This is a genomic window from Stenotrophomonas sp. 109824_Sma, from assembly GCF_056480025.1.
Map to the genome: position 1 here is coordinate 870134 of NZ_CM151078.1, position 11490 is coordinate 881623.

7 protein-coding genes are annotated in these 11490 nt (G+C 67.5%); 4 read left to right on the forward strand and 3 right to left on the reverse strand.

Annotated elements, in window-relative coordinates; translation table 11 throughout:
* Positions 1-56: 56 nt before the first annotated feature.
* The 4 genes from ACZK1G_RS03990 to ychF all read left to right on the forward strand — a co-directional run bounded on the left by ACZK1G_RS03990 (position 57) and on the right by ychF (position 3580).
* Complete coding sequence (locus ACZK1G_RS03990; protein ID WP_005415400.1) at positions 57-1016, forward strand: ribose-phosphate diphosphokinase; 960 nt, start codon at positions 57-59, stop codon at positions 1014-1016.
* Positions 1017-1126: 110 nt separating this feature from the next.
* Positions 1127-1744, forward strand: a complete 618-nt coding sequence (locus ACZK1G_RS03995; protein WP_014036085.1) for a 50S ribosomal protein L25/general stress protein Ctc — start codon at positions 1127-1129, stop codon at positions 1742-1744.
* Between the two features lie 48 nt (positions 1745-1792).
* On the forward strand, positions 1793-2371 hold the full coding sequence (gene pth / locus ACZK1G_RS04000; RefSeq protein ID WP_101764968.1) for an aminoacyl-tRNA hydrolase: 579 nt from the start codon (positions 1793-1795) through the stop codon (positions 2369-2371).
* A gap of 117 nt (positions 2372-2488) precedes the next feature.
* Positions 2489-3580 (forward strand): redox-regulated ATPase YchF, encoded by a 1092-nt coding sequence (ychF, locus tag ACZK1G_RS04005; RefSeq protein ID WP_014036087.1) that lies wholly within the window; start codon positions 2489-2491, stop codon positions 3578-3580.
* Positions 3581-4062: 482 nt separating this feature from the next.
* On the opposite strand, the gene ACZK1G_RS04010 is transcribed toward ychF, so the two are convergent.
* From ACZK1G_RS04010 to ACZK1G_RS04020, 3 genes are all read right to left on the reverse strand, one after another.
* Positions 4063-7311 carry an autotransporter family protein gene (locus ACZK1G_RS04010; protein WP_119007247.1) on the reverse strand — a complete coding sequence of 1083 codons (3249 nt, stop codon included), beginning with the start codon at positions 7309-7311 and terminating at the stop codon, positions 4063-4065.
* A 263-nt stretch (positions 7312-7574) separates the two neighbouring features.
* On the reverse strand, positions 7575-8216 hold the full coding sequence (locus ACZK1G_RS04015) for a response regulator (protein ID WP_014036089.1): 642 nt from the start codon (positions 8214-8216) through the stop codon (positions 7575-7577).
* Entirely contained in the window at positions 8213-11440 is a 3228-nt protein-coding gene (locus ACZK1G_RS04020) for a hybrid sensor histidine kinase/response regulator (protein ID WP_101764970.1), read from the reverse strand. The genes ACZK1G_RS04015 and ACZK1G_RS04020 overlap by 4 nt, the downstream gene beginning before the upstream one ends.
* Positions 11441-11490 lie beyond the last annotated feature (50 nt).

The following is an 11490-nucleotide window of genomic DNA, read 5'->3' on the forward strand; positions in this document are numbered from 1 at the left end:
TCGGGTCCTTGCCGACCCCGGATCCCCGCCACTCGTCCCCGCCCGAGACAATCATGATGCAAGAGTCCCCGAACCTGCTGGTCTTTTCCGGCAACGCCAACAAACGTCTGGCGCAGAACATCTGCAAGGAACTGGGGGTCCGCCCGGGCAAGGCGCTGGTCTCGCACTTCTCCGATGGTGAAGTGCAGGTGGAAATCGAAGAGAACGTCCGCAAGCAGGACGTGTTCGTGATCCAGCCGACCTGCGCGCCGAGCGCGGAAAACCTGATGGAACTGCTGGTGCTGATCGACGCGCTCAAGCGCGCATCGGTGGCCAGCGTGACCGCCGTGGTGCCGTACTTCGGCTACTCGCGCCAGGATCGCCGCATGCGTTCCTCGCGCGTGCCGATCACCGCCAAGCTGGCGGCGAAGATGTTCAGCACCGCTGGCGCTGATCGCGTGCTGACCGTCGACCTGCACGCCGACCAGATCCAGGGCTTCTTCGATATTCCGGTGGACAACGTGTATGCGTCCCCGCTGCTGCTGGCCGACATCTGGCGCGCCTACGGCACCGAGAACCTGATCGTTGTGTCGCCGGACGTGGGCGGCGTGGTCCGCGCCCGTGCGGTCGCCAAGCGCCTGGATGACGCCGATCTGGCGATCATCGACAAGCGCCGCCCGCGCGCCAACGTCTCCACCGTGATGAACATCATCGGTGACGTCGAAGGCAAGACCTGCGTGATGGTCGATGACATCGTCGATACCGCCGGCACCCTGTGCGCCGCTGCCGCTGCCCTGAAGGCGCGCGGTGCGCTCAAGGTCGCCGCCTACTGCACCCATGCGGTGCTGTCGGGCCCGGCGGTGGACAACATCACCAATTCCCAGCTCGACGAGCTGGTGGTGACCGACACCATCCCGCTGAAGGACGCAGCGCGGGTGTGCAGCAAGATCCGCCAGCTGAGCGTGGCGGAAATGCTGGCCGAAACGATGCGCCGCATCGCCTTCGGCGAGTCGGTCAGCTCGCTGTACGTCGACTGAGTTTTTCGTCCCTGCCGGCAACGGCGGGGACATACCCCGGATGCTTCTGGTCGCGGAAGCATCTTCAACCGCCACGCCGCAAGGCGCGGCAACAACCTGAGTAGTCGAAAATGTCGAAGACCCATGAAATCAAGGTCACCAAGCGTGAACTGCAGCGTAAGGGTGCGAGCCGCCGCCTGCGTCACGCTGGTGTGATCCCGGCCATCGTGTACGGCGGCAACGCCGAGCCGGTCGCCATCAGCCTGGACCACAACGAAATCTGGCTGGCCCAGCAGAACGAGTGGTTCTATGCCTCGATCCTGGACCTGAACCTGGACGGCCAGGTGCAGAAGGTCCTGCTGCGTGACATGCAGCGCCATCCGTACAAGCAGCTGATCATGCACCTGGACTTCCAGCGCGTGAACGAGAACGAAGCCCTGACCGCTTCGGTCCCGCTGCACTTCATCAACGAAGACACCTCGCCGGCCGGCAAGGCTGCCGACGTCGTGGTCACCCACGAACTGAAGGAAGTGACCATCACCTGCCTGCCGAAGGACCTGCCGGAGTCGATCGAAGTCGACCTGGGCGAGCTGAAGGCCGGTGACGTGGTGTACCTGTCCAACATCAAGCTGCCGAAGGGCGTGGAAATCCCGGCCCTGGCGCTGGGCAAGGACCACGACGACGCCATCGTCACCGCCAAGGCCGGCAAGGCCGACGCGGCTGACGAAGAAGCGGCTGCCGCCGAGTAATACCGCTACGGTGCCTGCCTTCGGGCAGGCACCGTATTGGAAGGAACCATGGCAGGACTGCGACTGATCGTCGGTCTGGGCAACCCCGGATCGGAACACGCCCGGACCCGGCACAATGCCGGGTTTCATTTCGTTGAGGCCCTGGCGGAAAAAGCCGGTGCGCGATGGAACGTGGACAGCAAGCTGTTCGGTGAGACCGCCAAGGTCGAGATCGCCGGGCAGACGGTGTGGCTGCTCAAGCCCGCCACCTTCATGAACCTCAGCGGCAAGTCGGTCACCGCCGCACAGCGGTTCTGGAAGATCGAGCCGGAAGAAACCCTGCTGGCCCACGACGAACTGGACCTGGCGCCCGGCGTGGCGCGGCTGAAGTTCGATGGCGGCCACGGCGGCCAGAACGGCCTGCGCGACACCATCCGGTTGCTCGGCCACGGCAAGTTCCATCGCCTGCGCGTGGGCATCGGCCATCCCGGCCAAAAGGACCGCGTGGTGGGCTGGGTTCTGGGACGCCCTTCCAAGGATGACGACGTACTGATTTCGCGCGCCATCGACGATGCCATCGACGTGCTGCCGCTGGCAGTGCAGGGCGATTTCAGCGAAGCGATGAAGCGGCTTCATACCCCGAAATAACCCGCTTCGGGTAGGTGCCAACCTTGGTTGGCACACAATGATCGACACCGAGATGGATTGGCCAAGCAGCGCGCGCGCTGTTTCACCAATCACTTTCACCCCAGAGAGCTGTCACCCATGGGTATCAAATGCGGCATCGTCGGCCTGCCCAACGTCGGCAAGTCGACCCTGTTCAATGCGCTGACCAAGGCGGGTATCGCCGCGGCGAACTTCCCGTTCTGCACCATCGAGCCGAACGTCGGCATCGTGCCGGTGCCGGATCCGCGCCTGAACGAGCTGGCAGCGATCATCAACCCGCAGAAGGTCATCCCGACCGCGGTCGAGTTCGTCGACATCGCCGGTCTGGTCGCCGGTGCCGCCAGCGGTGAAGGCCTGGGCAACAAGTTCCTGGCGCACATCCGCGAAGTCGATGCGATCACCCACGTGGTGCGTTGCTTCGAGAACGCCGACGTCATCCACGTCAACAACAAGGTCGACCCGATCTCGGACATCGAGACCATCGATACCGAGCTGGCGCTGGCCGACCTGGACAGCGTCGAGAAGGCGCTGAACCGTGCCGAGCGCGCGGCCAAGGGCGGTGACAAGGACGCCGCGGCGCGCAAGCCGGTGCTGGCTAAGCTGCAGGCGGCGCTGTCGGACGGCAAGTCCGGCCGTTCGGTGGGCCTGGATGAGGAAGAGAAGGCGCTGGTGCGCGACCTGTTCCTGCTGACCCTGAAGCCGGTGATGTACATCGCCAACGTGCTGGAAGACGGTTTCGAGAACAACCCGCACCTGGAAGCCGTGCGCGCGCATGCTGCCGCCGAAGGCGCGCAGGTGGTGCCGGTGTCGGCCGCGATCGAAGAAGAGCTGTCGCAGCTCGACGACGAAGACCGCGATACCTTCCTGGCCGACCTGGGCCTGAGCGAGCCGGGCCTGAACCGCGTGATCAACGCGGCCTACAGCCTGCTCGGCCTGCAGACCTACTTCACCGCCGGCGTGAAGGAAGTCCGTGCGTGGACCGTGCGCAAGGGCGCCACCGCCCCGCAGGCTGCCGCGGTCATCCACACCGACTTCGAGAAGGGCTTCATCCGCGCTGAAACCATCGCGTATGACGACTTCATCAAGTACAAGGGCGAAGCCGGTGCCAAGGAAGCCGGTCGCCTGCGCCTGGAAGGCAAGGAATACCGCGTGCAGGAAGGCGACATCCTGCACTTCCGCTTCAACGTCTGATCCAGCGGCATTGGATCGACCCCGGACGCCCCGCCCTGTGCGGGGCGTTCGCGTTTCCGGTAATGGACAAAAAAACACCACAGTGCGAAACGCTTGCGGTGTGATGTTCGCCGTCACTTGTCCACAGCAAACTCCCATCGCTTTCCACGGCGGATGTGGAAAACCGCGCTCGCCTCTGTAGAGCCGAGCCCATGCTCGGCTTTACATGGCCTTACACGGCTTGCTCGTGCAGTGTGGACAAATTTTCACCACGCTTCGAAACGCCTGCGCGGCAACACTCCCACCCACTTGTCCACATCAAATCCCAACCACTCTCCACGACGGGTGTGGAAAACCGCGAAGGGGCGTGGACAAAAAACAGCCACGTGCTGAAACGCTTGCTGCGTGAGGTTCGCAGGCACTTGTCCACACCAAACCCCCATCGCTTTCCACGCCGCATGTGGAAAAAGTGCCCGGCACTCCCTTGCCGGGCACGTCCCGCATCACCAGTTGTACGACACGCCCAGCTGGGCGCCGACGTCGCGGAAGCCCATGCCACCGCTCTGCCGGCTCAGTTCACCCCAGCCGCGCCAGCCGCCGGACAGATCCACCTGCACGCCGGCCTTGGCTTCGTAGATGTCGCGCGGCAGCTGTCGCTGCAGCCGCTCGCCGTCCATTGCCAGGCCCGCGCCATTGCCGCCGGACCACCAGTTCACCGCTACGTACGGGTGCACCTGGCCCTGCGCCGCGCTCAATCCACGGCTGTACAGGCGCAGGCCGAGGCGGGTGCTGGTCTCGGCGCCACCGCGGTCTTCGACCAACGTGCCGTTGGCCTCGACCACGCGGTCGCTGTCATAACGGCTGTGCACCACCTGCAGCTGCGGTTCCAGGTAGATGCCGCGCTGCGCGGTGCGCCGCAGGGGCAGCACATAGCCGGCCTCGGCCGACGCACTCCAGTTGCGGGCGTCATAGCGCTCCTTCTGCAGGCCTTCGCCCTGCACGCTGTTGCGGAAGCGGCCGTACTGCAGCCAACCATCCACATAGGCGCCGCCTTCCATGCGCGCATCCTGCAGCCAGGTGGCATAGGCACCCACGCTGGTGCCGGTGACCACGCCACGCGCGGTGTAGCCGGTCACCTGCGAGCGACTGTCATTGCGCGCGCGGCCATGGCCGAGCATCGCACCGGCCTGCAGTTCACCCGTGCCACCCACCTCGAAGCGGCGTCCGGCGCCGACCAGTACGCTGCTGATCTGGCCATCGACGTGCACCTGGCGGTTGCGGTCATGGCTGTCGGGCTGCGCGCTGCGAAGGTGGATCCAGGCCACGGCGTCACTTCTGGTGCCGGCCTGGGCGGCGGGATCACCGGCGCGGTCGTGCAGGCTGTGCCGGAACATGCCCAGCGCAGCGCTGCGGTTGGCCAGGTAGGCCGCTGGTTCCGGGCGTTCCACCTGCGGCCGCGGCGGATCGATCGGCGGCTCCGGCGGCAACGGCGGATCGATCGGCGGTCCCGGCGGCGACGGCGGGTCGACCGGCGGTTCCGGCGGCTGCGGCGGGTCGATCGGGGGATCCGGCGGTTCCGGCGGATCGACCGGCGGCACGTATTCCGAGCGCAGGTACCAGTTGCCATCATCCGGGGTCGACACACCGCCCTTGAACAGGAAGTAGTCGTAGGCCCCGGCGACCGCGCGGCCCTGCAGGCTGAACTGTGCATCCGACTGGCCGGCCACGGTGATCAGGCGGATGCCTTCCTGGGTCAGTGCACCGGCGCCGCCGGCATTGCGCACGCTCACGCTGGCGGTGCCGCTGCTGTTGCCGTTGATCACCAGCTGGTCGCCCAGCGAAGTGTCGTCGCCCAGCGCCCGGTTGAAGATCCACTGGCCACCATTGCCCACGTAGTCGCCGCTGACAGTGACCGTCTTGAAGCCGTCCGCCGCCGGCGCATCGAAGGCGATGGTGCCGGCGTGTTCGAGCGTACCGACGCTGGAACTGGCGCGTACGTTCCACTGGCTGCTGCCATCCAGCGCCAGCTGTGCGACCTGGTAGCCGGAGTCGTTGCGCAGGGCACCGCTGAACGTGGTGCCGTTGCCCAGCAGCATGTGCACGTCGGCCGTTGCGCTGTCGACCACTACGTCACCACGCAGCGTGCTGGCGTCGGCACTGAAGTCGATGCGGCTGGTCGCCACGCTGCTGCCGTCGGTGAACACGGTGTCGCTGACCCGCAGCAAGCGGCCACTGCCGTCGCCTGCGGTCACGTCGCTGCCATTGACGGTCAATGCGTGGTTGCTGCCCTGCAGCCAGAACGCGGCGCCACTGGCGGTCTCGATGTGGCTGTCGTTGAGGGTGGCACGGTTCCAGTACGGGCCGAACGCGGTCAGGTAGGAGCGGTAGCCGCCGCTGTTGCTGCCGGTCATGCGGATGTCCAGGCGGTCGGCCTGGGTCAGCCGCGCGGTGTTCATGTGCACGATGCCGAACACATTCTCGCCGTCGCTGCGGATCGCAACGTTGTCGAGCAGCGCGGTGGCGGTGGAGCCGCCGATGAACACGCCGCCACCGCCGTTGCCGCGCACGTCGATCACGCTGCCGTTGGCTTCGATGCGGCTGGCGGTGCTGCCGGTGGAGCCGGTCACGCGCACGCCGTAGGTCGCATCACCGTGTGTGGTGATCCGGCCACCCTGCACGGTGGCGACGCCGCCGGCGATCTCCACGCCGTAGCCGTAGGTGTCCGTCCAGGTATCAATGGTGCTGTCGGTCAGCTGCAGGCGCGACTCGTCGCTGGCCAGCCAGAATCCGGAAAAGCCGTCGCGCACGTCGAACGCTGCATCGCGGGCGGTCAGCTGGCCCCAGTTGTTGATGTTCACGCCATAGCCGCCAACGGTATAGAAGCTGCCGCCGTTGATCACCGCGCTGGAATAGGTCTTGCTGATGCTGCTGCCGAGCAGGCGCATGCTGCCACCTACGGAGTGCGCTTCCACGTTCTCGAGCAGCACGCTGCCGCCGCTGCCGATGTCGAACCAGCCGCCGTCCAGGTAGGTGTCGTACAACTCGGCGCGGCTGCCCGCGCCATCGACGGCGACGCCGGCGAGGATGCCACCGGGCGCCAGGGTGATCCGGCTGTTGCGGATCGTCAGCAGGCCGGCGCTTTCGGCGCGCAGGCGTGCGCCACTGTCGGCGCTCATCTGCAGGGTATCCAGATGCACCTCACTGCCCTTGCCGGAGGCGCCGGCCAGGGTGCCGACGCCGCCGGTCATCGCAATGCGGCCTCCGGTGTAGCGGATCACGCCACCGTTGGATGCCTGCACGCTGGCATAGCCGCTGCCGTTGCGGGTGGTATCGATGTCGACATCGCGTGCGTCGATCACGCTGCCGGCACCATTGGCATACAGCGCATAGAAGCCCGTGCCGGTCGCCGGTGCGATCGACAGCGTTGCGCCGCGCAGCTGCACCTGGCCACCATTGGCGGCTGACACGCCGCTGCCATTGCCGGTCACGTGGATGCGGCTGCCGTCGATCAGCGCATTGCTGCCGGTACCGGTGACCGTAAGTGCGAAGCTGCCCGCGCTGTGGTTGAGGACATCGTCGGCACCCAGCTGCAGGCTGTCACCGTCGTTGACCAGCAGCGGGCCGGTGAGGTCTGCGGCATGCGCCGGCAGGGCTGCCCACAGGGCAGTGGCCAGCAGGCTGGGAATGAGGGGCACACGCGTGGCGCGCGCGCGCCCGTACGCACGGCGGTGCCGTGTGGGGGAGGCGTTCATGCTGATGGACTTCCTGTGGCAGGGCGCAGCGAGGCTGCACGGACTGACGCGGCAGGGCCGCGTCGCTGCGGAAGTCCCACGCGACGGCGCCTGCAGGCGCCATCGGACTTCCGTCCCCCATGGCGATGCGGCAACAGCCGGCAGGTGCACCTTGGCGGGATGTCTCCAGCCTAGAAATCGTCCTTGTCCGATGGAATCAGGCGTTTCCTAAAGCCATTGCAGGCCCCGTTGCAGGGCCAGCAGGATTCAGCCGGGAGTGGGCCTCAGCCGAACAGCGAGGCCTGCAGGCAGTACTCGATCAGCGCCTGGTCGCTGTCCACGCCGAGCTTGCGCATCGCACTGATCTTCTGCGTGCTGACCGTCTTGGCGCTGCGCTGCAGCTGGCGCGCGATGTCGCCCACGCTCATGCCGCTGGTGAACAGGCGGATCACCTCCAGCTCGCGCGGCGACAGGCGCGCACGGACCGCATCGGCATCGGCAGGTTCGCTCGCGGCTACCGGCAGCAGTCCCGGGGGGCGGTAGACGCGGTCGGCCAGCACTACGCGCAGGGCCTGTACCAGGCTGCCCAATCCATGGCTCTTGAGCACCACGCCGCCCGCGCCGGCGGCATACATCGCCGCAACCAACGACGGATTGGACACCATCGTCAGCACCAGCAGGCGCGTCTCCGGGAAGCTGCGGCGCAGGAACGAGATCAGCTTGATGCCGTCCCCGAAGCGGTCGCCCCCCGGCATGCTGTAGTCGGTGATCACCGCCTGTGGCCGGGTCCGGGTCATCAGCTCGATCAGCGTAGCCGGATCGGCCGCTTCGCCCACGATGTCCAGGTCCAGCTCCCCGGCCAGTACGTCGCGGATGCCGGCAAGCACGATCGGGTGGTCGTCGGCGATGAGGATCCGTGTGGTCATGGCAGGGTCGGGTCGTCAGGAAGGGAGGGGGATGCAGTGTCGAGCAGCGGATGCAGCAGCTGTTCGAGGCGTTGGCGGAACCCGGCAAGAGCGGCCGCCTGGGTGGCCAGGTCATCGCCGCCGGCAAGGCGCTGTTCGATCTGCAGGCCACTGTCCACCAGCGCAGGTGCACCGACGATCACCAGTGCGCCGCGGATGCGGTGCAGAACCTGCGCCACGCGGGCGGGATCGGCAGCGGCGATCGCCTGGCGCAGGCTGTCCAGGTCGGCCTGCATGGTCTGTACGAACAGCGACTGCATCTTCGCCGGAACCTGCAGCGGGGGATCCTTGTCGTGCGACGAGGTGGACACAGGGTGCTCCTGCATCGCAGGGGCCGGCGCATCGCCGTCGGTGATCCGGGTCAGCAGGCGCTGCAGGGCTTCCAGCGTGATTGGCTTGACCAGCACGCCCTGCATGCCGGATTCCTGGCAGCGTTGGCGTTCGGCCGGGTCGGCATTGGCGGTGGCGCCGTGGATCGGCACGCTGACACCACGTGCCCGCAAGGCGCGGGCCAGGCCGTAGCCATCCAGCCCGGGCATGTTCAGGTCGGTCAGCACCAGCGCGAACGCCCCTTGTTGCCAGTAGCCCAGCGCTTCATTGCCATCGCTGGCGACCACGGCGCGGCAGCCGAGCTGTTCCAGCTGGTCGCGCAGGATCGCCTGGTTGATCGGGTTGTCCTCGGCGACCAGCACCTGCAGGCCGAAATGGCGCGTCGCCGGCAAGCGCCCTTCGGCGCTGGCGGCCAGCGGTTGGCCGCTGGCCGCGGCCAGGGCGAGCACGATCGCGTCGAACCGATGCAGGCCAACCTGCCAGGCGCCATCGACCTGCCGTGGCCGCACGCCGCCTTCGCGGCAGGCGACCACGCGCGGTCCACCCGCCCATGCGGGCAGCGAGTCGTCCAGGACCAGCTCGAGCAGCACGCCGGACGATGGCAGGCCTGCTGCGCTGTCCTCCCGGTACACGCTGGCCTGTGCACCGCGCTGCTGCAGGCGCTCGCACAGCGATTGCACCAGTTCGCGCACGCTGCCCCGCACCTGTACCTGCAGGCCGGCGGGCAGTTGCGGCGGGGGGGATTGTTGCGGATCCGCCGGCGCCGATGGCAGCGGCAGTTCGACGCTGAAACTGCTGCCCAGGCCGCTCTCGCTGACCACGCGCAGCTGCCCCTCCATCAACGCCACAAGGTGCGCGCAGATGGCCAGGCCGAGGCCGGTGCCCCGCATCGCATCGGTGCCCGGGTTGGCCTGGAAGAACGGCTCGAACAGATGCGCCTGGTGTTCGCTGGCAATGCCGATACCGGTATCGGCCACCTGCCATTGCAGCCAGCAGCGTTGCTCCTGCCAGCGTGCCGAAACGCGGACCACCACGCGCCCGCTGTCGGTGAACTTCAGCGCATTGCTGATCAGGTTGTTGAGCACCTGGCGGATCCGTGCGGCATCTCCACACACCATGGGTGGCACGTCGGCATCGATGCAGGCGTAGAACTGCAGCCCCTTGTTGGCGGCCGCAGCGGCATACGAGTCGAGCGCGTCTTCGGTCAGCCGCACCGGATCGAACGGGCTGGGCTCCAGGCTCAGTTGCCCGGCCTCGGCCTTGCTGACATCCAGGATGTCGCTGATCAGCTGCATCAGGGTCGAGGATGAACGCTGGATCGTTGCAAGGTAGTCCTGCTGCCGCGCATCCAGTGGCGTCAGCCCCAGCAGTTCAAGCGTGCCGAGCACGCCGTACAGCGGCGTGCGGATCTCATGGCTCATGGTGGCCAGGAACTGGCTCTTCGCGCGGTTGGCCTGGTCGGCGGCGCGGCGCGCCTGCTGCAGCACCTGCTCGGCTTCATGCTGGCTGCTCAGATCAATGAACAGGCACAGCACCGCCGGCTCGCCGCGATAGCGCGCCGGTGTCGCGGTTACCAGCAGGTGGCGGCCTTCGGGCGTGGCGTAGGCCAGGCCATCGCCCAGCGTGGTGCCGCCGGCAGCCAGTACGCTGCGCCGCCACGGGCCATGCCAGCCACCGGCATGGTAGTCCTCGCCCAGCCAGCGACGGGCGAGGGCGTTGTCCAGCAGCACATTGCCATCGGTACGGCGCAGCAGGCACAGCCCGATCGGCGCGTTGTCCAGGATCGTGCGACTGAAGGCTTCGCTTTCCAGCAGGCGCGCGTGGTTGCTGCGCAGCGGCTCGATGACCGAACGCCGGTACGCGCGCAGCACCAGCGTGCCACCCAGTGCCAGCAGCAGGGCGACCACGGTCGCGCCCAGCAAGGGCCCCTGCGGGTGCTGGAACACCTGCCGCCAGCCGACGTGGTAGACCGCCAGCCAGCCGCGTTCGCTGCGCATGCGGAACTGCAGGCCATCGAGGCCGGCCTGCCAGGAGGTGCCGGCGTCGCTGGCATCGGCCGCATCGCCCAGCAGGCGCTGGCCATTGGCATCGAACAGCGACAGCCGCTGGAACACCGGGACGCCCAGCACCTGCCGGTAGTCATCGACACGGCCGGGATCGAGCAGGCAGGCCAACGCCGCCTGCGAATCCTTGTCGTCCTCACCCCACAGGCGCGCATCCTGCGGGGCGTGGGCGATGGCCAGCAGCCAGGTCTGCCGGTCGCGCCATGGCACGCCCACCCAGACGATGCCACCGCGCTGCAGCGCCGGCCGCGTACCCATGACCTGATGGATGCCGGTGATCGCCGGGCGCAGGTGATGCGGGCTGTTCTGGCTCGCATCGGTACCGGCGATCTGTACCGGTGCCAGCAGCCCGCGCGTGCCTTGGCCATCGACCAGCAGGCATTGTGGCGGTGGATAGCGCGAGGCCGACCAGAACGTGCCGTAGAAGCGCAGGAAGCGGTCGCCCAGTTCGGTCGGTGGCGAAAGGCTGGCCCCGTCGCTCCCGATCACCGCGAAGTTGGCGAACAACGGCCCGCGCTGCAGCTCCACGCTGGCATCGGCCACCGGCTGCCCCCGCGTGCCGATATCATGCAGCCGCCACTGGCGCAGGAAGCGCTCCTGCTCGCGCAGCGTGCCGTCCAGGCGGCGGAAGTGGTATTCGATCTTGCTGCGCTCTTCGTTCACCAGCTGCGAGCCGGCCGACAGCAGCAGTCCGGCCTGCAGGGTCGCCAGCACCACCACGCCGATCAGCAGGGCGTGGACGCGCAGCGAGCGGCGAGCGAGTCGGCGTACAGGAGCGGCCTCGGCCGGCATGGCAGGTCTCGGAGCAGGGGGCGGTCAGCGGCACCGGTGGCGGCAGCGCA

What these genes read in the sequence shown, in the direction of transcription:
- ychF (WP_014036087.1), top strand. Translation starts at nt 2,489, where the DNA reads ATGGGTATCAAATGCGGCATCGTCGGCCTGCCCAACGTCGGCAAGTCG.
- ACZK1G_RS03990 (WP_005415400.1), top strand. Translation starts at nt 57, where the DNA reads ATGCAAGAGTCCCCGAACCTGCTGGTCTTTTCCGGCAACGCCAACAAA.
- ACZK1G_RS04015 (WP_014036089.1), bottom strand. Translation starts at nt 8,216, where the DNA reads ATGACCACACGGATCCTCATCGCCGACGACCACCCGATCGTGCTTGCC.
- ACZK1G_RS04010 (WP_119007247.1), bottom strand. Translation starts at nt 7,311, where the DNA reads ATGAACGCCTCCCCCACACGGCACCGCCGTGCGTACGGGCGCGCGCGC.
- ACZK1G_RS03995 (WP_014036085.1), top strand. Translation starts at nt 1,127, where the DNA reads ATGTCGAAGACCCATGAAATCAAGGTCACCAAGCGTGAACTGCAGCGT.
- pth (WP_101764968.1), top strand. Translation starts at nt 1,793, where the DNA reads ATGGCAGGACTGCGACTGATCGTCGGTCTGGGCAACCCCGGATCGGAA.
- ACZK1G_RS04020 (WP_101764970.1), bottom strand. Translation starts at nt 11,440, where the DNA reads ATGCCGGCCGAGGCCGCTCCTGTACGCCGACTCGCTCGCCGCTCGCTG.